The organism is Candidatus Gracilibacteria bacterium (assembly GCA_041661045.1).
Classification (GTDB): domain Bacteria; phylum Patescibacteriota; class Gracilibacteria; order UBA1369; family 2-02-FULL-48-14; genus 2-02-FULL-48-14.
Genome location: JBAZVE010000001.1, coordinates 1188587 through 1211917, shown reverse-complemented (window position 1 = coordinate 1211917; position 23331 = coordinate 1188587). Strand labels below are relative to the sequence as shown.

22 protein-coding genes are annotated in these 23331 nt (G+C 47.5%); 16 read left to right on the top strand and 6 right to left on the bottom strand.

Annotated elements, in window-relative coordinates; genetic code table 25:
* Window positions 1-3: 3 nt before the first annotated feature.
* The 4 genes from WC777_05865 to WC777_05850 all read left to right on the top strand — a co-directional run bounded on the left by WC777_05865 (window position 4) and on the right by WC777_05850 (window position 3545).
* A complete protein-coding gene (locus WC777_05865; GenBank protein MFA6024692.1) occupies window positions 4-1050 on the top strand; it encodes a phosphoribosylaminoimidazolesuccinocarboxamide synthase in 1047 nt (348 codons plus the stop codon).
* A complete protein-coding gene (locus WC777_05860; protein ID MFA6024691.1) occupies window positions 966-1460 on the top strand; it encodes an AIR carboxylase family protein in 495 nt (164 codons plus the stop codon). The genes WC777_05865 and WC777_05860 overlap by 85 nt, the downstream gene beginning before the upstream one ends.
* A gap of 29 nt (window positions 1461-1489) precedes the next feature.
* Entirely contained in the window at window positions 1490-2830 is a 1341-nt protein-coding gene (gene purB, locus WC777_05855; GenBank protein ID MFA6024690.1) for an adenylosuccinate lyase, read from the top strand.
* 91 nt (window positions 2831-2921) lie between these two features.
* On the top strand, window positions 2922-3545 hold the full coding sequence (locus WC777_05850) for a hypothetical protein (GenBank protein ID MFA6024689.1): 624 nt from the start codon (window positions 2922-2924) through the stop codon (window positions 3543-3545).
* 13 nt (window positions 3546-3558) lie between these two features.
* Here the strand turns inward: WC777_05850 and WC777_05845 are convergent, their stop codons facing one another.
* Window positions 3559-4329: a helix-turn-helix domain-containing protein gene (locus WC777_05845; protein MFA6024688.1), complete on the bottom strand. Its 771-nt coding sequence runs from the start codon at window positions 4327-4329 to the stop codon at window positions 3559-3561.
* A gap of 49 nt (window positions 4330-4378) precedes the next feature.
* Complete coding sequence (locus tag WC777_05840) at window positions 4379-6298, bottom strand: hypothetical protein (protein ID MFA6024687.1); 1920 nt, start codon at window positions 6296-6298, stop codon at window positions 4379-4381.
* 169 nt (window positions 6299-6467) lie between these two features.
* Between WC777_05840 and WC777_05835 the strand changes: the two genes are divergently transcribed.
* The gene (locus WC777_05835) at window positions 6468-7934 is read left to right on the top strand and encodes a hypothetical protein (protein ID MFA6024686.1); all 1467 of its coding nucleotides are present in this window, start codon (window positions 6468-6470) and stop codon (window positions 7932-7934) included.
* Window positions 7935-8016: 82 nt separating this feature from the next.
* A complete protein-coding gene (gene dcd / locus WC777_05830; protein ID MFA6024685.1) occupies window positions 8017-8706 on the top strand; it encodes a dCTP deaminase in 690 nt (229 codons plus the stop codon).
* On the opposite strand, the gene WC777_05825 is transcribed toward dcd, so the two are convergent.
* Window positions 8609-9151, bottom strand: coding sequence for a hypothetical protein (locus WC777_05825; GenBank protein MFA6024684.1), 543 nt, complete (start codon window positions 9149-9151; stop codon window positions 8609-8611). The genes dcd and WC777_05825 overlap by 98 nt on opposite strands.
* Window positions 9152-9179: 28 nt before the next feature.
* Here WC777_05825 and ppcA point away from each other — a divergent pair, with 28 nt between their 5' ends.
* Window positions 9180-10730 carry a phosphoenolpyruvate carboxylase gene (gene ppcA, locus WC777_05820; protein ID MFA6024683.1) on the top strand — a complete coding sequence of 517 codons (1551 nt, stop codon included), beginning with the start codon at window positions 9180-9182 and terminating at the stop codon, window positions 10728-10730.
* Here ppcA and WC777_05815 read toward each other — a convergent pair.
* Window positions 10727-12052: a pyridoxal phosphate-dependent aminotransferase gene (locus WC777_05815; GenBank protein MFA6024682.1), complete on the bottom strand. Its 1326-nt coding sequence runs from the start codon at window positions 12050-12052 to the stop codon at window positions 10727-10729. The genes ppcA and WC777_05815 overlap by 4 nt on opposite strands.
* A 121-nt stretch (window positions 12053-12173) precedes the next feature.
* On the opposite strand from WC777_05815, the gene WC777_05810 reads away from it, so the two are divergent.
* The 6 genes from WC777_05810 to ruvX all read left to right on the top strand — a co-directional run bounded on the left by WC777_05810 (window position 12174) and on the right by ruvX (window position 19396).
* On the top strand, window positions 12174-13016 hold the full coding sequence (locus WC777_05810) for a hypothetical protein (GenBank protein ID MFA6024681.1): 843 nt from the start codon (window positions 12174-12176) through the stop codon (window positions 13014-13016).
* Window positions 13017-13147: 131 nt separating this feature from the next.
* Window positions 13148-16273, top strand: coding sequence for an isoleucine--tRNA ligase (gene ileS / locus WC777_05805; protein MFA6024680.1), 3126 nt, complete (start codon window positions 13148-13150; stop codon window positions 16271-16273).
* A 4-nt stretch (window positions 16274-16277) separates the two neighbouring features.
* Entirely contained in the window at window positions 16278-16643 is a 366-nt protein-coding gene (locus tag WC777_05800; protein ID MFA6024679.1) for a phage holin family protein, read from the top strand.
* A 249-nt stretch (window positions 16644-16892) separates the two neighbouring features.
* On the top strand, window positions 16893-18539 hold the full coding sequence (locus WC777_05795; GenBank protein MFA6024678.1) for a peptide ABC transporter substrate-binding protein: 1647 nt from the start codon (window positions 16893-16895) through the stop codon (window positions 18537-18539).
* Between the two features lie 13 nt (window positions 18540-18552).
* A complete protein-coding gene (gene rplI / locus WC777_05790; GenBank protein ID MFA6024677.1) occupies window positions 18553-19059 on the top strand; it encodes a 50S ribosomal protein L9 in 507 nt (168 codons plus the stop codon).
* The gene (gene ruvX / locus WC777_05785; GenBank protein ID MFA6024676.1) at window positions 18983-19396 is read left to right on the top strand and encodes a Holliday junction resolvase RuvX; all 414 of its coding nucleotides are present in this window, start codon (window positions 18983-18985) and stop codon (window positions 19394-19396) included. Before rplI ends, ruvX begins: the two co-directional genes overlap by 77 nt.
* Here ruvX and WC777_05780 read toward each other — a convergent pair.
* Complete coding sequence (locus tag WC777_05780; protein MFA6024675.1) at window positions 19377-20510, bottom strand: phosphoglycerate kinase; 1134 nt, start codon at window positions 20508-20510, stop codon at window positions 19377-19379. The two genes, ruvX and WC777_05780, sit on opposite strands and share 20 nt — an antisense overlap.
* 327 nt (window positions 20511-20837) lie before the next feature.
* On the bottom strand, window positions 20838-21242 hold the full coding sequence (ribH, locus tag WC777_05775) for a 6,7-dimethyl-8-ribityllumazine synthase (protein ID MFA6024674.1): 405 nt from the start codon (window positions 21240-21242) through the stop codon (window positions 20838-20840).
* Between the two features lie 287 nt (window positions 21243-21529).
* Between ribH and WC777_05770 the strand changes: the two genes are divergently transcribed.
* From WC777_05770 to WC777_05760, 3 genes are all read left to right on the top strand, one after another.
* On the top strand, window positions 21530-21799 hold the full coding sequence (locus tag WC777_05770) for a hypothetical protein (protein ID MFA6024673.1): 270 nt from the start codon (window positions 21530-21532) through the stop codon (window positions 21797-21799).
* Window positions 21800-21927: 128 nt separating this feature from the next.
* The gene (locus WC777_05765; GenBank protein ID MFA6024672.1) at window positions 21928-22323 is read left to right on the top strand and encodes a single-stranded DNA-binding protein; all 396 of its coding nucleotides are present in this window, start codon (window positions 21928-21930) and stop codon (window positions 22321-22323) included.
* 90 nt (window positions 22324-22413) lie between these two features.
* Window positions 22414-23307 (top strand): glycosyltransferase family 2 protein, encoded by an 894-nt coding sequence (locus WC777_05760; GenBank protein MFA6024671.1) that lies wholly within the window; start codon window positions 22414-22416, stop codon window positions 23305-23307.
* The last annotated feature ends 24 nt before the right edge of the window (window positions 23308-23331 follow it).

The window sequence follows — 23331 nt, the reverse complement described above, 5'->3', positions numbered from 1 at the left end:
ATGATGGACCGAGCCACCATTGCCTCTCAGATCCCGCTCGTTCTGAAAGGCACGAATTTCACGAACCTTGGAACTTATTACGAAGGAAAAGTTCGTGACAATTACACGCAAGGCAATCGTCGAATTCTCATCACCACCGACCGGCTTTCGGCTTTCGATCGCATCATTGCGCTCATCCCATTCAAAGGAGAAGTGCTCAACGCCATGACACAGTTTTGGTTTGAAAACACCAAAGACATTTGCCCAAACTATATTGAATCCTACCCCGACCCCAATGTGATTGTGGGGAAGGAGTGCAAGCCCATCATGCTCGAGATGATTGTGCGCGGGTACATCACCGGTTCCACCACCACCTCCGCTTGGTACAATTACGAAAAAGGCGTCCGTAATTTTTGTGGAAATACACTGCCGGACGGACTCAAGAAAAATCAACGACTGCCGGAACCCATCCTCACGCCCACCACCAAAGCGGCGCACGGGGAGCACGATGCGAACCTCAGTGGAATTGAAGCAGTGGAACGGGGACTCGTGACCATGGAAGAATGGCAACAACTCTCTCACTATGCTTTGGGCCTCTACATGCGTGGGGTGGAAATTGCGGCACGCCAAGGAGTGATCCTGGTGGACACCAAATACGAATTTGGCCGCGATCCGGATGGAAAAATCGTGGTGATTGATGAAATCCACACGCCGGACTCTTCCCGTTTCTGGATCGCCGAAACCTACGAAGCAAAAATGGCGGCGGGGCAGGAGCCGGACAACATCAACAAAGAATTCTTGCGCCTCTGGCTCGCGAATCAAGATTATCGTGGGGAAGGAGAAGTGCCAAAGATTCCGGAAGATGTTATTGTGGAAACGGCTGAAAAATACATTCAGGCGTATGAAATGATCACCGGGCAAGCCTTTGTGGGCCATCCGGGAGAACCGCTCTCACGCATTGAAGCTAACCTTAAAAACTACAGCATATGATTGTCCCCTTCATCCTCGGTTCCAGCGTTGACCTCGATCATGCCAAAGTTATTGCAAAGGTCTTGAGCGATTATGGAGTAAAGCACGAAATTTATGTGGCCTCCGCACACAAGGTCCCCGAAAAAACATTGGAAATCATTAAAAAGTTCAACGAAAAAAAAGAATCCGTTGTCTTCGTGACCATTGCGGGTCGCTCCAACGCTCTAAGCGGACTCGTCTCTGCCAACACGCATTTTCCAGTGGTGGCTTGTCCTCCATTTAAAGATCACGCGGACTATTTGGCCAATATTCACTCCACCTTGCAGATGCCAGGCGAAACCCCCTCTCTCACGGTGGTGGACCCCAAAAATGCAGCCCAAGCCGTGGTGCGCATTCTGGCCCTCACCGACAAAGACCTCGCCAAAAAAGTTAAAAACCACATCAAAGTAGTGCAAAATTCCTTCGATACTAAGCCAATAACAAGCTGAAGCGAAGCGCAAGCTAAGCAATAACGCAGCGTAAGCTGCATCAATATTATATTATGATCAACTCCCTCTCTCCCCTCGACGGTCGGTACGCTCCAAAAGTTGGGGAACTCGCACGATTTTTCTCGGAATCCGGGCTTGTCCGCAGCCGAATCGCAGTGGAGGTGGAATGGCTGATCCATTTGTGCAATGTCCTCAAGTTGGAAGGAACAAGCCCCTTACAAGAAAAAGAGCGAGACGCCCTGCGAAAACTCTACACGGATTTTCAGGAATCCTTTGCGGAGGAGATCAAAGAGATTGAAAAAACAACCAATCACGATGTAAAAGCGGTGGAATATTTTTTGCAAAAAGCCGTTGGAGTGCTGGGTCGAAGTGATTTGATCCCTTTCATCCATTTCGCCTGCACTTCCGAAGACATCAATAACCTGGCTTACGCGCAAATGTTGAAGGGAGCGGTTCAAACCGTGCTCATTCCAAATCTGGAACAAGTCCTTGCGGAGATTAAAAAGCTCTCCGAAGAACACCGAAAAGTCCCCATGATGTCCCATACGCACGGTCAGCCCGCCAGCCCCACCACCGTGGGGAAGGAATTTAAGAATGTAGGGGCTCGGCTCTTCCGCCAATTCGAACAACTGCAAAAGATGGAATATTTGGGAAAAATCAACGGAGCTTCGGGAAATTTCAACGCGCACGCCGTGGCTTACCCGGAAGTGGATTGGATTGGAACCTCCAGGCTCTTTGTGGAAGGGCTCGGCCTCACCTGGCAACGCTACACCACTCAAATTGAACCGCACGACAATCTTGCGGAAATCTTTGATTGCCTCCGCCGCATCAACACCATTCAAATGGATCTTTGCCGTGATGTGTGGACTTATATTTCCATGGGCTACTTCAAACAAAAGGTGGTGGCCGGGGAAGTGGGTTCCAGCACCATGCCCCACAAAGTGAACCCCATCGATTTCGAAAATGCCGAAGGAAATCTGGGCCTCGCCAACGCTCTGCTCACCCATTTCAGCGAAAAATTACCGCTCTCTCGCATGCAACGGGATTTGACCGATTCCACCGTTCTTCGGAACATTGGAACCGCGCTGGGCCACTCGCTTTTGGCCATCAAAAGCCTCCTCAAAGGACTTGGCAAGCTTGAAGTGAACGAAGCTCGTCTCCGCGAAGACCTCAATGCAAACTGGGCGCTCCTCTCCGAGGCCATCCAAACCGTGCTCCGTCGCTACGGTGTCCAAAACGCCTACGAACAACTCAAAGAACTCACTCGCGGCGAAACCGTAGACCAAGCCAAAATCGCCGCCTTCATCGAAACTCTGGACATCCCCAAAGACGCCAAAAAACGCCTCATGGAACTTACGCCGGAAAGCTACATTGGATTGGCGGCGAGTCTTTAAGGGAATGGGCTGACATTGAACTCTGCCATCAACCTTGTGAAAAGTATCTTTATATGCTAAAATATTAAGATTTCTTAAATAATAAAAAGATATGAGAGCTCAAACAAATCCTGATCATCCTGAGTATAGTCAGTCGGAGAATTCTAAAGGCGAGCCGCCTAAAGCGGAAGAATTCCAATTTGTAGATGAAGGAGAATCCAGAGATTCAGAGGGTCCAGATCTAGATGGTGAAACAGACGATGTAATAGAGGAATCCCTCGCTTTTAATATAGATAATTATAGTGCATCAATAAAAAGCGCGCTCGGGGCAAATCCAGAAGGAGCAAGAGAAGAACTTGAAGATCTCTACATGAGATTGGCGACCGAGATAACTGAATTGAATAAAAGGGGTCACCAAGGTGCATCCATTGAGTTTGGCGATATTACGATAAGTGTTGAGTGGCCTCAGCGTTTCGAAACAATACGAAAAGGGGATTATCGAGGAGATCATACCCAGAGCACCGACAGGGTTAGAGTGAGCTTCCGAACCGCGAAAAAAGAGGGGGAAAGAGTCGTACCTACAGGTATTGAAGGGCCTCGTTATATCAGATTTACATCATTTGGGCAGGGCGGCATGAGCGCCGACCGTGTTGGCCTTACGGAGCTCGCAAGGTGGATCCAAGAAAAAGGAGGAGGAAGATGCACAGTTAAGGCGTGGGGACAAAAGGAGAAATAAACCCCATCTCCAACTAGCGGGAGCTTTGTGAGAAAAACTGCCGAAGGGCTTCAAAAATGGTACGCATCTGTGAGGCCATCATACTATTTTTGAGGATGACTCCACTCATATCTGAAGGATCGTAAGACCAAAAAGCAACCTTATCTCCATAAATAGCTGTAGTGAGGGTGAGGGGGAATTTCACAGGATCCACAAAAATAAACTCGTCATAGGCTTCAGAAGCCTTTTTTTGATATTCTCGGGCTTTCTCACCATCATTCATGATGATTTTATTTTTATTTTTATGCTTACGGACGGCTGGAAGGTACACATCGTAGGTGTATTCACGAATTTTAGGATGCATCATGTTGTGGCCGGAGATGTAAAGAACTGTTTGGTCGACTGAAGAAAAATCATCCAACATTCGTTCCAGCCCCTTTACACCCTGAAAATACTGAACCAGAGGAAGGCTGGACCACATATTCATCTGTTGTTTAAACAGAGGAACAAGATCTTTAAAGGATTCCATTTGTTTTTTCGCTTCACCAAGCTTATCCAACAAAAAAAACTCAATATGCTCGGGGTTTATTGCGGAATAGTATCGAATCTCATTTTCTTTATGACTAGCCCCAAAACCTTTCTGAACCAGCTCTTGAAAAACATAATCAACGGTCGATCGTGGCAACCCCGTTTTACCCGCTAAAAAGGATGAGGGCTGGGGGCCATACCGTAAAGCAGCCAAATACAACTGTGCCTCTTTTTCACTCAACCCTTGATCCTTGAGAAATGAAATTAAGTCCTGCATATCCGTACAGTAGCTACTAACAGATTAAAAGTCAAGATCTAGACAGCGCTTACTGTAACAAATGCCTCACAACTTCTGGAGGCATCTCAGCTTCAGGCACCTCATCTCGTCTTAACGCCCACCACGCCTGAAAGGCTGCATTTTTGACATGCTCAGAACCAATAGGATCAAGAGAGTACATCTGAGAAATGCCACGAACGGATTCAAAATGTACCCCCGTCTTCTCTGCAGGGGTCATCTGTGCATCCTCGGCTCGTCCATCCGAGTAAGCCGTAAGCAAAGGAGTCAAATAGCTGCTGTACAAGCGAAGACGAGAGAGTTCATTCGAATGTGAAGCGCTCATAAAAAGCAAGGTTTGAGCCAAGGTATCCCCTTTTTTTAATAAGTAAGGTAAAAGCACCCGTTCAAAAACAAAAAGCTGACTTTTGGGTGACATAGGGGCCAGGGAGCCCGGGATTCCTTTTAAGGCCCACCTCATGGAATGATAGGCACTTGCCCCGACGGACGAGAGAGTGGAGGCCTCTGAAGTCTTGAGAAATTCCACAGCAGTATTTTCTCTTTCAGGTTCAGTCTGATCCATCCATTCATCAGACTCAAAAGATCGGAGCAGTTGCCCCCGATTCATCCGGCAATCCATTTCCACACAGTGGAGCCACCAATCAGATCCTTCCAGTTCAGTGGGACCCCCTCCCAGCTCCAAATAGAACTCCCTCAGCATCTGTAAGAGGAGCTCAACAGTCGTTTTTTCCGGTCCATCGAGGAGCGAATCAACCACGCCACCTTGAGCGCTTAGCCCCGAAAGGTACCAAGCCATCTGCTCCAGCGGCTCTTGAGGCAATTCTTTATAAAGTGAGGGCATTAAAACCTCCACAAGTACACGAAGTTTTGGAGATAGAGAAATGCTGTCCACCCATTCGCGCAGGACCGTCCGACAGATTGAGCTTTGATCCTCAGCTTGAGAGAGTTTTGCCCGTGCTGTTACAACGGGCCAGGAAACCGTTTGGATGTAACGCGCAGCCAAGAGATACAAAGCCGCCGGATTTCCCCAATCCACTCTAGCTAAATCCTGCTGGAGAGGACTTCCTTTAAGGTTGGAATCCAGATAACTCAACAAGTCTTTCTGTTTCCCATCACGAACGAGATCTCGGAAAGCATCTCCCAAGGCAAGACTGGAAACCAAGGGGACTTGCCCACACTCGGAAATCTGGCCTTTCACCGCGGGTGAGGATGAAGCTAAAACTCGATAAGGATTAGGATATTTATCTGCTTGGATGTGGCGCTCTCTCAACTCTGGGAGTTTACAAACACTTTGTTTTTGATCGTAAGGTTCGAGAAGAGAATACCGTGGATGGGTTCTTAATTTTTGAACCAGCTGCTTGCTTCGTTCTTCACTCCGTCCATGTAAAATCTTTCGTCCAGGGGAGAGAACGATGAAAGTTAAATGTAAAATTTCGTAATCAAGCAGTGACCAAGCCTTAGCTTGTTCGCCCTCCTGAAGTTCATTCCACAATGCGTCGGGAGGAAGACCAGCTGCTTGCTTTGCACTTTTAGGAGGGATCTTCCAGATCAGTTCCTGTAGAGTCTGATCTTGAGAGAGTATCGACTTTATAATAGAAAAAGCCTCCTTGAACCGTTGAGGATCAAGCACCTCAGAAGCATTCTGAACAGGGATCCCATTAAGACCCATTCCATCTTGAACCGCCTGAAGAAAAGCCTTCATCTCTTGAGCGGACGGATCCCATGAATGATCAGTAGGATCGAGTAAAGCAGGAGCATCAAATAAGATGAGCACACCCTCCTGTTCATGCAGAACCCTCAAAAACTTAAGGATATCCAAGGGAAGGGTGTGTTCACCCTGCCTTACGATCTGTCCATTGGACAAACCAACAATGAAATACAATTGAGCATCTCGTAGGTTTTCACGAGAGGGAGGAGCATCAAGAGCAATTTCCTCAGAGATTGAATTCATTCGACCTGCAATATACAACTATTTTACAAATTCGTCAATAACCAAGTCCCTCTGCCAGCAACTACTGTTGGCAGTTTTTAACAGATCAAAACAAGAATTTTGACAACCCGCTCATTGTGGAGTCTGGTAATCTTTTTTATGATGCTGGCTTAGTTACAACATTAACACTATGCGAAGAAGTATTCCCGAAGGTGTCTCATTTTACCCCGCTAAACCGGCCAGTCAGACCAAAATCAAAATAGACAAAAACCCTACACTGGGTGGTCACTATAAGATGCTAATTGATGATGCAGTAGATTCACATCAGAAAGGAGAGACACCAATTCACTCCCCAACAAAACCTCCCACCAAAGGCCATTCTAGTTGCTCGATTACAGGAAATCTCCTAGCACCGAGAGAGAACCCAGAACTTACTGAACATTTTGGAAGGGTAGTTGGTCAAATTGGCACCATGTTTGATGGCCCTGACAAACCAGAAGTGCTTGGGTGGTCAATTGAACCTCGACCTGAAGACTTGGAGCTAATTGGAGCAGCGCTAAGACAGGGAAGAGATGTAGTGATACGGGACAGCTCAAATGATCCAAGTATTGGCCTACATCTAGACACATTCTTAAAACAATTTGATGTCCACGACTGGAGGCATGAAGGTAAAGGAAAGTTTGGAAATTACATAGCGTCATTAAGGACAATGCTTAATGAGTATATCAACGGAAGAAATAGTGGCCATACAGAAAAACCAAGAGTCTTCGGACCACTGACAAATGAGGAATTTGATCTTTTGCATGGCGACAATCAACTAATGGCTAGACTCCACACGACCCGTTCAAAAAAAGAAGCGGAAAGAGTTCTTATCTGTGAGCCAGCAGTGCCAAGTCGCGCTGAGTTCAATAGTGTAGTGACTGAACATTTGGAAAATTTAGGAGTTAGAGCACTAGAATTGGTCAGAAATTTAGGGGAGCCACGCGAAGTAAAAAAACCGGCAAATGAATGGCCTTGCGGGGGTGTGACTAAAATGTGGACAGCAGAAGGTTTACTTTGGGATCAAGCTGGGGGGAACAGACCAATTCGTCCAGAACAAGTAGCCCATGCAGCCCTAGTTATGGAAAAGCTTTTAGCGACTCCCTATTGCCCCTCATTTATATGGGTTGAAGGTCCATCACAAATCGGAAAAACCACAATGACGGCTCGCCTTGTTCATGCAGCCTCACATGACCTAAGAATGGCCGGGCATCTTGTAGATCTACTCACGGTAAACGCAGATAGTCCCACTCTAAAAAGGGAGGGGCGAGATGAAATCATAAGACAAAGAGGGAGTTATACAACTCACAATGTTCCGACTTTGGCTATTCAAGACGATGTTGATGGTGGAGGGTTAAGTAGAAAGGGGGTAGACACAACTAGAGAAACACTAGAGCGTTTACGTTCGTTACATCCTGGCGTATTTGAATGCAAGTGGACAATCATGCCACCCGTAGTCACGGTAGTAAATACAACAAACAGACCACTAGACCCTAGGCAATTTGCGGAAATACCACGAGAGTTTGCGTATAGAGACGCCTGGAACACATTCAACTGTGTGCATTCACCTGGTGGGCTTTGGCATATCAAGCTACCCGGGAAAGCATACGATTGATAAAAGCTCATTCCATTGAGCTGGAAAACAAGCCCTTGCGGCTTAAGTCAGAGAACGGTAGATTTGGCTTACATAAAGCCACATCATGATTCTATCCGACCACGACATCAAAATTGCCCTTCAAAGCGGACGCATTGCTGTTGAATCTCCAGAGGGAGATCACGAAAAGAATGTGCATGCGTCCAGCATGGATTTGCGACTGGGGAAGTGGTTTAAGGTTTACAACCACAGCAAATTTCCAGTGCTCGATCCGCTTAAGATGCAGTCCTTTCAAGGGCTCACGACTTTGGTGGAAATCACCAATCCGGAGGAGCCTTTCATCGTTCATCCTGGCGATTTTGTGTTGGGAGTGACCATGGAAAAAGTAAAACTTGGGGACGACATCGTGGCCCGTGTGGAAGGCCGAAGCTCCCTCGGGCGACTCGGAATCATCGTGCATTCCACCGCCGGCTTCATTGATGCCGGATTCGAAGGAACCATCACGCTCGAAATCACCAACATCAACCGTATGCCCGTGGCGCTCTATCCAGGAATGCGCGTCTGCCAATTGGCTTTTGAAGAAATGAGCAGCCCCGCCGACATTCCATACAACAAAAAAGCCAGCTCAAAATATCAGGGCCAAAGCCTACCCGAAGAAAGCCGCCTCACCATCGATCCGGAATTCGATAAGATTAAACTTACGGCCTGAAAGGGAAATGGACATTATCAAGGAAGGGTCTTCCCGTTTTGACGCACTCAAAAAAAATACGGAGATCAGAAATCAAAGAATCAGTAGTGGAGTTTAAATACAAAGCATGCCATTGAGCACAACTCTCCACGAGTTCTTGGGAGCTCTGTTGACGATCATAAGAATATTCCGTACTCACCAGTACGGGCAAAAAAGATCGAGAAGAAGTCCAAAATGTTGAGACATACCCTAAGAAATCGAGAGGCCCATTTTCCTGTATTCTTGCAGGCACTTCAATGAGTCCCAGTGCAAAAGCATCTGGGTCCCCTCCGAGGCTATAAGCCAAGGCATGTTCTCCAGGTTGTCGGAATTGTAAGTCCAGGAGCACATTGTCAAAACTGGATCTAATCAGATTTTCTATTGCAACAGGCTGACCATAAGGTTCTCCGCGAACGAGAGCAGCCACACGAACAGGTCCACCTTCACGGGCGCGGGCAAGACTGGTTTCAATACCCCATTTCGGAGAAATTTGAGCGGCAGATTCTGTGGCCATAGGGGTAAATATAATATAAATTATGCTCATGTTCAACCCCATCACCTCGCGCAAAATCCCGGCTCTCATGGCCACTCAGCACCCCGACAACGCCTGTGCGCCTTTTTGGACAGACTCACCTTTTATAAACACGCACAAAGAAGTGGAGGAAATTTATCAGAGTTTTTTTGGGCTCGGCTGTGATGAATACATGTGGGACTGGGAAGGCAAGTTCGCCGACGAAGGCATGATCGAGCGCCTGCTCTCCAATTATTTTGAGGATTTTAAAAAGGATCAACTGGGAAAAGATCGCTTCATCACCCTTCGCATCCCCAACATTTGGGAAGAAAAGTCTTTTAAACTCGCGCGCGCCTACATGAGCGTGCTCTCCGCCGCTGAGTTCATGAAGTCCCTGGGGCTGAACACACCACCTGTTTTTGAGCTGATTTTGCCCATGACCAAATCGGCGGATCAACTCATTCATATTCAAAAAACCTTCGAACGAACCGCTCAACTTCACGAACAGATTTTTTCAGATGAAGAAGGAGCGGATGCCAACCGTTTTGGAGGAGATTACATCCATATCATTCCTCTTTTCGAAAGCGTGGACGACCTCGCAGGCTGTGCCACAGTGCTCGCCGAATTTCTACGGCTCCACAGAGAACATTTTAAAAAAGATCCGCCCTATCTTCGCGTCTTCATCGCACGGTCTGACCCAGCTCTAAACGCGGGTTTTGTACCAGCCGTGCTCGCCTCCCGCCTCGCACTTCGCGAAATCGCTCGCCTCGAAAAAGAAACCGGCATCCCCATGTACCCCATCATCGGAAGTGGGTCCTTGCCTTTCCGCGGCGGAATCAACCCCGAGAATATAGAACAAGTGCTCCCTCAATACGAAGGAGTGCGGACCATATCCATCCAATCCGCCTTCCGTTATGACTACCCTCAAGAAGAAGTTCAAAAAGCGCTGAAATTCATCGAGTCCGAACTCCCAAAAAAGAAAGCCCCCGAATTTGACGATGCGACCTTTGCCAAACTCAAAGACCTCATTCAGCTTTTTAAAAATACTTATCACCCCACACTGGAAGGTTTTGCTCCTCTCATCAACGAAATGGCAAAGCACATTCCCGCTCGTCGTGAACGCGTGCAGCACATCGGTTTATTTGGCTACAACAGGGGAGTGGGTGAAATCAAATTGCCCAGAGCCATCACCTTCACGGGAGCCTGTTATTCCCTCGGCATCCCCCCCGAATTCATCGGCACAGGGCGGGCCCTCAAACAGGTCAAAGAACTTGGCCTCCTCCCACTTTTAGAAGAACATTTTTTCACGATCCGATCCGAACTCAAACATGCGGGCAAGTACTTGAATAGAGAAAATCTTGAAAAATTTGCTGAGACGGAAACCTGGGCGAAGGAAATCTTAGAAGATGTCGAACTCACCCAGCAAATCCTCCAAATTGAACTCGGGCCCCAAAAACCCAATCACTTCCTGCACCGCAACCTCACCTCAAACATCCTCTTCAAACGCGAAATGGGCATCGACTTTCAAGCCGACCTCGTCGAAGCCGCCGTCATGCGAAAGAGCTTGGGTTGATCCGTCTAGCAGCTCGCCAAATACCCCTCAATCGCCCTCGCCAGTTTTTCGTAGATCTCTTTGAGGCGGTCGGGGTGATAGTCCAGAGTGGTGATGCGGAAGCCCAGGTGCGGGCTAAAGAAACTGCTGGCGGGAACGCTGCAAATGCCGGTGTTCGCCAAGAGGTAATACACAAATCGTTTATCCAGCGGAAGATCCGGATTCGCCGTCTTTTCTTCTACAAATTTGCGCACGCCTTCATGCTCAATCGGCAGGGTTTGACCGGGCTTCAGCACGCCCTCTTCAAAAATCGGCATCATGTAAAAAGCTCCATTGGTGCGATTCACCGTGAGCCCCTTCACGCCAGATAAAATTTCCGCAATGATCCGGCTGTTCTCCTCCAAATGTGCATTGTAGGAGTGAAGCCAAGTTTCAAAATCCGGATGCTCATAAATTTTGGGGAGCAAAAACTGAGGCAGGGTCACGCTGCACACTTCCATCAACACGCGTTTTTTTACCGAGTCCACATAATCCTTATAATCCTTATCCAAGTGAGTGCCATGAAATTCCAGCCAACCGCAGCGGCCGCCAGGCCAAGGCACATCTTTGGAGAGGCCGCGCATCACCACCAAAGGCACCTGCTCGTGCGCCAATTCCGTGATGGAAACAAAGTTCATATCGTTGTAAACCAATCGGAAATAAATCTCATCCGAAAAAATCATCAGTCCGTGGGCTTTGGCTAAGGCAATCACTTTTTCCAAGGTCTCTTTGCTGTAAATGGCTCCGGTGGGGTTGTTGGGATTGATGAGCAAAATTCCAATCACTTCCGGATGCGCCACAATTTGAGCCTCCATATCCGCAAGATCGGGCTGCCAATTATTGAGGGGATCCAGTTTGTATAAAATGGGATCCGCACCGGCCGCAAAAGATTCCATGGACGCGTGCGTGGGGTAAGAGGGGCTCGGCTGTAGGATGCGAAGCCCTTTGGGGAGCATGTGGTACAGCGCAGAAATTCCGGCTCCAAGCCCGCTGGTGATCAGCACATTTTCGTAGTCCAAATCCACACTTGGAGAGAACCGTTTGCAGTATTGTGTGATCCATTTGCGCGTTTCAATGTGCCCGCGGGAATGGGTGTAGCCAAAAACTTTATCCCCGGGAATCTCAATTTCCGTGCGAATCAAATCTTTTAAAAAAGGTGGAATGGGCCAACCCTTGGCCACCGGATCTCCAATATTTTCGTTTTCAATGACCAGCGCCGGATTCAGCTCCTGCAATTTCTGCACAAAATCCACAATTTCACGAATTTCATATCGCAGCAGGCTGACTTGAGGATTGGAGGGATTGTGACGCATAGGTAAGGTAACTTTACAAAAGTTAACATGGCGTCAATCCACTGACAAATAAATCTTTCTTCCATTGACGAATTTTATTCTTGGGGGGAAGATGCAGTCTTCTATTCCTTCAAGCTAATTTATGACGGATGCACAGACCCCAGTTGAAGCTGAAATCAAAGAAAATCTTAGACTGCTCGGGGAAAGAGCTTGTGAAGTCGAAAAGCAGTTAGATGCAGTTCTCATGGATGGAGAGCATTGGGAAGAGGGGTCCGCTGATAACGGTACCACAACTAGCGCGCGCCATCTATTTCGGCAAAGGATATGCAATGTGAGGGGTCTTCAGGACTTGTCTCCACAGAGGGATTCAGGTAGGAGTAGAATAACCCAAAGCTTAAAAAGAACCCCAGTAGACCAAGAAGTTGCTGACGCTATTCGTGACCTCTTTGCTATTACAAGGTCGGGGTTATTCATGGGCCAACAAGGAGATAGCCCCCTTGAGGAGATCATCAAAAGCTTGGGTAAACGAGGGGTGTTTGTGAGAGACACCGGCTTCCCAGAATATACAGGCTCATTGCCCACAAGAGCACTTTTCCCCAGACAAATGGGTCCAGAGGAAATAGCCCCTAAACAAAATATTCCACTGATTTACGACCATAATGGGAGACCTCATCTGAGTCTCGCACATCATACATACTGTTTCGATGGAAAAGCAGGAATTAGGGCAAATACGAGAATAGGTAGCGGTATACCTCCAGAGGTGCCACTTCTATGTTTTGTTACGCCAAGCCACTGGAAGACAGCTTCGAGGGATAATGATTGGATGGAGGATTGTAGATTTGGAATAACGCTGGAGGATATAAGTATGGCAAGCCATACGCCCCCAGGTTCTAGGGATCTTCAGTCGCATCAAGATAAGGGTGGGCACTACCAAACTTATAAATACCCCACTAAGGCCACTATTGATTGCTTTGCCTTGGTATAAATGAAAGGGGATTCAGTGCGAGAAAAAGTATCAAATGTGACAACGCAAGGCGGTTTTTTAAAAGCCATTCAATATCCATAAGTAAACAGCTCTTGCTCAGAACACCCTTTATTCCTAGAATAGCCACACATATGTATCGTCCCGTCGATTCCAAAACGCACCTTCCTGAAATTGAGCATAAGCACATGGAGTTTTGGAAACGGAAAAATATTTTTGAACGAAGTGTGGAACAGCGCAAAGGGAAGCCAAAATTCGTGTTCTTTGATGGGCCGCCTTTTGCCAACGGACTTCCGCATTACGGCCACATCATGGCCCTTTCGCTCAAAGATGCCGTGACGCGCTACCAGACCATGCAGGGCTTTTTCGTACCGCGCGTGAACGGTTGGGATTGTCACGGTCTACCGGTAGAATATGAGATTGAAAAAGAACTCGAACTGAGCGGAAGAAAAGATATTGAAAAACTCGGTGTGGAAAAATTCAACACCAAGTGTCGTGAAAGTGTCTTCCGTTATACGGAGCAGTGGGGCGGCCTTTTCGAACGAATCGCTCGCTGGGTGGACACCGAAAACGGCTACGCCACGCTGGACGCCAATTACATGGAATCCATCTGGTGGGTCTTTAAGCAGATTTGGGAAAAGGGAATGATGTACCAGGGATTTAAGTCCATGCATGTTTGCCCTCGTTGCAGCACGCCGCTTTCAAACTTTGAAGTATCCCAGGGCTACAAAGATGTCACGGACCTCACGGTGACCGCGCAGTTTCGAAGCAAAGAAAACAGCAACCTTTACTTTTTGGCCTGGACCACAACACCCTGGACACTCCCCGGCAATGTCGCGCTCGCGGTGGGCAAGGAGATCGACTATGTACAGATCTCCAAAGAGGGGAAATCGTTTATTCTGGCCAAAGCCTTGCTTGAAAAACATTTTGACATGGACGGGCTCACCATCGAAAAAGAAATGAAAGGAGCCGATTTGGTCGGACAAAAATACGAACCGCTTTTCTCCTATTATGAAAATGCCGATCTTCCGGGGATCGAAACCGCCTGGCGCGTCATTGCAACCGATTTTGTAACGACTGAAGATGGAACGGGAATCGTTCACATCGCCCCGGGTTATGGAGAAGACGATTATCTTGCGGGGAAGGCTGAGGGGCTGCCGGTGATTCAACATGTGGGGATGAACGGCCATTTTGAAAAAGAGGTCTTACCTTGGGCCGGGAAATTTGTAAAAGGCCAAGAAAACGCCATCGCCGACTGGCTCGAGGAAAATGGCCTGCTCTTTAAAAAAGAAAACTTCCGTCACAGTTATCCGCACTGTTGGCGCTGCGACACGCCACTTTTAAACTACGCCACCAAGGCTTGGTTCATTCGCGTGACGGAAATCAAAGAGCGGCTTCAGAAAAACAATCAAAAAATTCACTGGCAGCCCGACCACATTAAAGACGGGCGCTTTGGAAAATGGCTGGAAACCGTGCGAGACTGGAACATTTCCAGAAATCGTTTTTGGGGAACTCCATTGCCCATTTGGACCTGTGATTCTTGTGAGAAACAAGTCTGCATCGGTTCCGTGGAAGAGCTCAAAAAAATGAGCGGTGGCAAGCTGCCCACTCGTGATGGAGAACTGGACTTGCACAAACCTTATATCGATGAAATCAAACTTACTTGTCCGGATTGTTCCAGCCCCATGACTCGTATTTCAGAGGTCCTGGACTGCTGGTTTGAATCCGGTGCCATGCCCTACGCGCAGCTGCATTACCCCTTTGAAAACAAGGAGGAATTTGAAAAAAACTTCCCGGCCAATTTCATCGCCGAAGGGCTCGACCAAACCCGCGGCTGGTTCTACACCCTGCATGTACTTGCCACCATTCTCTTTGATGAGCCTGCCTTTAAGAATGTGATTGTGAATGGAATTTTACTCGCAGCCGACGGAGAAAAACTTTCCAAACGCAAAAAAAATTATCCGGATCCCAATCTTCTTTTTGAGGAAAAGGGCGTCGATACTGTGCGCATGTTTCTATACACCTCCACCGCGCCGCTCGCTGAAGATGTACGATTTTCCGAACAACATGTGGATGACCTGCTTAAAAAATTCACGCTCACACTCTGGAATACCTACAGTTTCTTCGTGACCTACGCCAACATCGATCAGTTCGAAGCGCAAGACGCGCCATTTGAGCCCAAGCACAAACTCGATCAATGGATTCTCTCTTACCTCAATACGCTCACCGAAGAAGTGACCCAAAATATGGAAGACTATAATCTCACCAAAGCCACACGACCCATGGTGGAATTTGTGGATCATCTTTCAAATTGGTACATTCGTCGCAGCCGCCGCCGTTTCTGGAAATCGGAAAACGATGCCGATAAATGGGAGGCCTATCAAACCCTGCACACGGTCTTGGTGCAATTTTCTCAACTGCTTGCACCGTTCATGCCGTTCATCTCGGATGAAATATACCGCAATCTCACCAACCAAGAGTCCGTGCACCTTACGGATTGGCCAAAGGCCGATAAAAAACTCATCAATACCGCACTCAATCAGGAAGTGGCTCTGGCAAGACAAATCGTGAATTTGGGGCACGCCATTCGTGGAAAAAAGAAAATTCGTGTTCGCCAGCCGCTCTCCAAAGTGGTGGTGGGTTTGCCACATTCCATTGATCCAAAAGTGGTTCTTCTGCAAAAAGAGGTGATTCTGGAAGAATTGAATGTAAAAGAGCTCGAATTGCTCAAAGATCCGGGCGAAGTCGCGGATTTTGTGGCCATACCCAACGCAAAACTCCTGGGCCCAAAATATGGGAAGGAGGTGCAAAAAATCATTCAAGAGGCCAAGGCCGGTCACTTCACGGTCTCAAAAGACGGAAAAGTGGAAGTGGCGGGTTACTCTTTGGAGCCGGAAGAGCTTGAGCTGGCCTACAAAGGCAAGGAAGGAGTGGATATTGAGTCTGAAGATGGCATCGTGGTGAGTCTGGATACGGAAATAAGCGATGACTTGTATCTGGAAGGCTTGATGCGTGAACTCATCCGCGTCGTACAAGACATGCGGAAAGAAGCCAACTTTGAAGTGAGCGATCACATTCAGCTTTTAATCGAGACCAGTGGACAATTGGAGGAAGCGGTGACCCGTTTTGCAGATAGCATTAAAGAAGAAACGCTTGCCGAAGAGCTTTCACAAAAGGGAAATTTGGATGGGGACCTCGAAAAAAAGATCGAAATCGACGGAATTTCTGCTAAAGTAGGTATCAAAAGAATCAACCCATAAATTTATGAGAATGCTCATCACCATTTTGGCCAACGCTCTCGCCCTATTCCTGGTGAGCAAGCTTCTGGACGGATTCGTTTTTGAAGGGGGGTGGGTGGCTCCACTGATTGTGGCCATAATCCTTACCGTCCTCAACTTTATCCTCAAGCCCATTTTAAAGCTCCTGGCCTTTCCTCTGGTTTTCATAACAGGTGGGCTCTTCCTCATCGTACTGAACGCCCTGATGCTCTACCTGTCGGAAGCGATTTTGGAAGTTTTAGATTTTGAAGGGGTAAATTTGGAAGTGGATGGGGTCTTGACCTATCTGCTCGCAGCCGTTATCTTTGGCTTAGCCAATTGGCTGATTCACTGGTTCTTGAAAGACGAATAACACGGCGTAAGCCATATCCAATATAATTATGCAAACCGCACTTCTCATCGCACAGATCATCGTATCCATTCTCCTGGCCATCTTAATTCTTATTCAGGAACGCGGAAGCGGTCTTGGGGAAGGAATTGCAGGGGTTGGAGGTGGAGCAATTCAAACCAAGAAAAGGGGAGCGGAACGAGTACTTGCCCAAGCTACCGTTGGAATGATTGTTCTATTTTTAGTTCTTTCACTCTCTCTTAACTTCGTTCAATGAATCTATTTTTTAGAACACTTCGTTCCTTCACGCGTAAGGAAAAGGTGCTCAGTCTTTTCATGCTCACCGTTTTTGTCCTGAGCACGCTTTCCATCCTGTTCTGGACCGATGCCCAATTTGGAAGCACTCAAAAAAGCTATAGTGAGGGTCTAGTGGGCGAAATCACCCATCTCAACCCTGTGTTCACGGAATTCAGCGAGGCGGACACCGACATCTCCAGCCTGATCTTTTCAGGTTTGGTGCGATACAATGCCCTCACGGGGACATTTGATGAAGACATTGCCACTCACACCTTGAGTGAAGATCAACTGACATACACCTTCACCTTAAGAAACAATGTATTTTGGCACGATGGCGAAGAAGTGACGGCGGATGATATCTTCTTCACCTATGCCACAGTGATTCAAAGTCCGGAATTCGACAACCCTATCTTAAAATCAAACTTTGAGGGCGTTAAAATCGAGCAGGTCAACACCCGTACGGTCAGCTTCACCCTCAGCTCTCCCAATTCCTTCTTCTTCACCAGTTTGGCCGTTGGACTCTTGCCGGAACACCTTTTGGGCGAAGTTCCCGTCGCCGAACTCGATACTCACGATTTCAATCAACTTCCCGTAGGAACCGGCCCCTATCAAGTGCTTTCTCCTTACGAAATCAATGGGGATGGCTCCACTTCCGTTTCTTTAGAAATATTTCCCCAATACTATGGAAACCTCCCACAAATCGAAAAACTCCGTTTTGTGGCTTACCCAAGCGCACAAGAGCTGGTAAACAATCGATCAGTGTGGAATGGAGCCGCTCGAATCCGTCAGAGTCTTTTGGATGAAATGAATCTCAACAACCTGGTGACTTATCAGTATGAACTCCCTCAGTATACCGCGCTATTCTTCAACACCGATGCACCCTTTCTATCAAAAAACAAAGAACGACTTGGCATTTCAAAGGCAATCGATAAAGAGGAGATTTTGGAAGCCATCAATTATCGCGTTCGAATCGACACCCCTCTTTTGGAATTGAATCAGGAAGAATGGCTCTTTGCGGCAGATACCAATGAGGCGCAAGGTGCACTTTTTGATGCGGGATGGAAGCTGGAAGAAGGGGCAACCGTTCGTAGCAACGAAGAGGGCGAAAGCTTCTCACTGAGACTTTTAAGAAGGGACTTTGGGGTGGAAAACGCCCTGCAAGAAGAAGTGGGGCAGCTCACTGCGGACCTGATCGTAGAACAGTTGGGCGCCATTGGCGTGGAGGTGACGGTAGAGTCCTACCCATTGGAAGTCTTGGAAGAAAAAATAAAAACACGGGATTATGATATTTTGCTTTATGGGCAAAGCCTGGGATACAACCAGGATACTTTTGCATATTGGCATTCCAGCCAAGTGAGTGAAACGGGACTCAATTTATCCAACTACATCAATCCGGAAGCAGATTTCTTAATCGAAAGCATTCGCGGATCCTTTGATGAGGAAAAGAAACAGGAGCTTTTGCAGGATTTGGCAGAAACCATCGCCGCCGATGTCCCTGCCGTTTTCCTTTACACTCCCAGTTATTACTATTTGGTGGACACCAAAGTCACCGGAGTGGAATTCGATAAACTCCTGCTTCCTAAAGACCGGTTCTCCACCATCCATTTATGGACACTGAATTAATAATCCCCAAGCTATGAAAGTTGTACTTTGCACCCTCGTCAAAAATTTAGGCCAAAAAGGAGAAATCAAAGAAGTCTCCGACGGCTATTTCCAGAATTTTCTCGCTCCAAGGAAGCTGGCCGTTCCAGCCACCAGTTCACAGGTTGGACATGTGCGGGCTCAGCAAGCCAAGGCGGTAGAGAAGCTCGAAACCATCAAAGAAAGCGCACTATCCGTGAAGGCCAAATTGGAGGGGAAAACCGTCACTATTCAAGGAAAAGCCAGTGAAACAGGGAAGCTCTACGCCTCCTTGCACGAAAAAGACATTGCCAAAGCCGTGCAAGCTCAATTGCTCGTGGATATTCCGGAGAAGCAGATCAATCTGGCCGAGCCCATCAAGAGCTTGGGGGTCGTTCCCGTTTCGGCTCAACTTTTTAAAGACATTTCCACTAACTTTCTCATCCATGTTATTGCCGAGTGAAGGGAAAATTTGCGCGCTGGATTTGGGGACCGCCTACACGGGAGTTTCCATTTCAGATAAAGATCAAAAAGTCGCGTTTTTAAGAGAGGAGATCAAACACAAATCCAATATGGATCTTTTGATAAAACTCAAAAAAATACTGGAGGAAGAGAACTGTATCGGAGTGCTTTTGGGGCTTCCTCTTCGTTTGGACGGGAAACACAGCCCACAAACCAAGAAAGCCATTCGACAGATCGAACTCATTCGGGACGCTTGTGGTCTCCCCATTTGCACCATCGACGAACGGTTCTCAAGCCAAGAAGCCTTTGTGCCAAGGATGAAGCGCGTAGACAGTCGCAGCGCCCAAATCCTTTTGGAGAATTACATCGCATCTTTATCTAATCCATCAGGATTTTAAGTCCTGGCAGCTCTTTTCCCTCCAGAAACTCCAACATAGCCCCACCACCGGTGGAAATGTGGCCGAACTCTTTTCCTGTGTAGCCAAAATGGTGGATGGCATCCACGGTGTCTCCGCCACCAAGCACTGTAGAGGCACCGGACTCCGCAACTCCTTTCGCAATTGCTTTTGTTCCTTTTGCAAAGGCCTCCATCTCATAGAGCCCCAAGGGCCCGTTCCAAATAATGGTTTTTGCTTTTTCGATCACAGCCAAATAGGCTTCCACCGTTTTTTCACCCAAATCCAAGATTTTAAAAGAACCCTCCACTTCTTCTTGTGCAAAATCCGTGGGCAGCAGAACCTCTTTACCGGCAGCCTCCGCCAGGAACTTACGGGCGACCGAAAGCTTCTCTTCTTCATGGAGCGAAGCCCCAATATCAACACCCTGAGCTTTTAAAAAAGTATTGGCCAAGGCTCCTCCAATAAGAAAAGAGTCGGCAATGGTGAGAAATTTTTCCAAGATTCCAATTTTTGTGTCCACCTTGGCTCCTCCCACAATAAGGCAGACGGGGTGAGCAGGGCTTTCCAACAAAGTACCCAAAGCCTTCACCTCCTTTTCAATCAGGAGTCCGGCAATGGCGGGGAGTTGATGGCCAATTCCCTCTGTACTGGCGTGAGCACGGTGTACGGTACCAAAAGCATCACTCACAAAAACATCGGCAAGTGCCGCCAAGGCTTGAGCAAAGTGAGGATCATTCGCCTCTTCCTCAGGATGAAAGCGCAGATTTTCCAAAAGAATAATGTCTCCCGCTTGCATCGTGGCAATGGCAGCTTCAACCGCTGGGCCAACGCAGTCGTCGAGTTTTTTTACCGGCTTGCCAAGCAGAGCAGAGAGCTCGCGAGCCACAGGATCCAAACGGAATTCATCTGCAGGCTTTCCCTTGGGTCGTCCCAAATGACTCGCAATAATGATTTTAGCCCCCTGACTCTCCAAAAAACGAAGGGTGGGGAGGCTCTCTTCAATTCGAGTCCTATCCTGCACCTCACCATCTTTTACAGGGACATTGTAATCGGTTCGAAGCAGGACCCGTTTGCCGGAAAAATCAGTGGAATGAAGTGTACGAAGGGATGACATGAGCCCAGCTTAACTAAAAACATCGCAAAGGTGTAGTGACAGGTAGTCTTTTTTATGTTAAAATAAGAGGATCTATGAAAAATACAAAGAAAAAGACCATGCTACTTCTTAAGGCCCTGGGGGTGATTTTCATCCTTGGCCTTGCTTTGGGCGTAACTTATTTTCTGTACCATCAAAATGTAGAGGAGCAGATCTTCACCAATAATTACACCACTTCCGTTCTTTTTTCCGACTCTCTTGCAAGCGCAAGCGGAGCCGCACCCTGGGCGCTTCTCAGTTTGAACTGGTTTCTTTGTCGCTCTGCCGTAAAACGCTGGCTGGGCTTTATTAAGAAGCGTTTCGAATGAGTTTCGCCATCTTCACCGCGGTAAAAGCTGCTTCATAGCCTTTTGGAATCCGTGCCAAGGCCTTTTTCTCATCATCCACCATCAAAACTTCAAAAATAATAGGAACTCCGGTTTCGAGCATCGTGGCCATGATTCCATCTCCACACATTGTGCAAACCAGGTCGTAATGCTCGGTTTCTCCTTTAATGACACACCCCAGTGCAATCACGGCATCAGGCCGCTCATTTCGAATGATTTTTTGGGCGGTCAATGGAATTTCAACAGCACCCGGCACGCGGGTCACCAGGGGCTCGATACCCTGTTCCTTAAGCCCTCGCAAGCATTCGGCGAGCAAAGGCTCAGTCACTTCCGGGTTGAATTCAGAGGCCACGATGGCAATTTTCATAGAGAAGGGGCAAGAAGGCTTTCAAGATAGCGCGCCAAGACATCAATTTCAATATTAAGGGAATCCCCTTTTTTGAAAGAAGCCAAATTGGTGGACCTAAGCGTTTCAGGGATCAAGGCGACTTGAATATGATTTGTACTGCGTTTTGCAATGGTGAGACTCACGCCATGCACGGTAATAGAACCCTTTTCAGGGAAATACTTGCAGTACGGCTTTGGGATTTCCAGCTCCAGGAGAGGGGCTTCCCGTAAAACCCGTGCCGTGAAGTCAATGTGGCCCAAAACCAAATGCCCCGCCAAAGCTTTATTGAGGGTAAGGGAGGACTCAAGGTTCACTTTATCCCCAAGTTTTACACTTTTGAACGCCGTTCGTGCCAGGGACTCTTCAACCAGATGGAGGGTGAATTCCTTTTTTTTGGAATCACTCTTTTCCACCGTCAAACACACTCCATTCACCAAAACACTGGTGCCTTTTTTCAGGTATTTTTGCGGAAAATCGCTATGAATCAGGAGCTCAACCCCACCCGCATCGGGCGAAATCTTTTGAACGGTCCCTAAGTTTTCAACAATTCCGGTAAACATAATGATTTTTGTCAGGAAAGATTCAGAACTATTTAAGAATAAATTCAGGATTTTATAAAGGTCAGCTTGTTATAAAAGAAGAGCTTATCATTAACCCCCTTTCTATGAAAAGCATCAATCGTGTGAGTATTTTGGGTCATGTCGTGGCAGACCCCCAAATAAAATCCACCAAAAGTGGAAAATCCGTACTCAGTTTTGCCATCGCCACCAACAACGAATGGCTGGACCAAGAGGGGACACTCAAGAAGAGTGCCGACTTCCACCGCATCGTGGCCTGGGAAAAGCTGGCGGAAATCTGCGCCAAGCATTTGCGCAAAGGCACCCCCGTCATGGTGGAAGGCCGCTTAACCAACCGTGCCTACGAAGGCAACGACAAAGTCATGCACTATGTCACGGAAGTGGTCTTGAATGATGTGCATCTCTTTAAATACGAAAGAGACCATCAAAGCATCCAAAGCCAAGAACTGGCGGAAGAAGCCAAGGAACTTGTGGCGGCGTAGAGGATTCGAGCGCTTATTGGGGAGGCGTGGGATTCATGAGCCCACCTCTCTCCATAGGAATTTTCCAAATTAAGTATTAAAGTAAGGATAATGGCACCCTTTCTTTCCGTCATCATCCCCACTTACAATCGAGCTGAGAAGCTTGAGAAATGTCTTCACGCTTTGCGGGAACAAAGTTTGGCGAGTGAAAGTTTTGAAGTCTTGGTGGTGGACGACGGGAGCACGGACTCCACTCCAAAAGTTTTGGAGCGATGGGCAAAGGACTGGAACAATATAAAACACCTTCATCAGGAAAATGCGGGGCAGGGCAATGCTCGTAATAAAGCACTTCGGCAAGCTCAGGGGCAGGTGATCTTATTTATAGGAGATGACATTTATGGCTCTCCGGATTTTCTTTTGAAACATACGGAGTTTCATCGAGAGCACCCGGAAAAAGAATTCGCCTGCCTGGGGCTCACCGAGTGGGATCCAAGCCAAGAAATCACACCCTTCATGGAATGGCTCACGCACGGAGGCCCTCAATTTGCGTATCATCACTTGAAGCCCATGGAGGAGGTGAGTTTTTGGTATTTTTACACCTCCAACATTTCCATCAAAAAAGATCTTTTGGAAAAGGAGTCTTTCGATCCTGATTTTAAGGTTTACGGATGGGAAGACATCGAGCTCGGATATCGCTTGAGCCAAAGAGGGATGAAGCTTATGTATAAGCCCGAAGCCTTAGCACATCACGATCATTTTATGTCGGAAGATTCTCTCAAAGATCGCGCCTTTAAGATAGGGAAATCGGCAGTCCTCTTCCAAAAAAAGCAGCCCGCTGTTCCCGTCCTGCCAAGTGGGCTCAAGAAAAGTGTCCTCACGGTCTTGAGCTCCAAGCCGATTTTGGCGCTTTCTTTTCTGCTCAAAACCATTTTTCCTCCCCTCAAAAAAATGCACTGGTTTTTAATCAACAAGCACTATTTCCTTCAGGGGATTCGCAGTATATAATGCCAAGGACCACTTCTCGCCGCC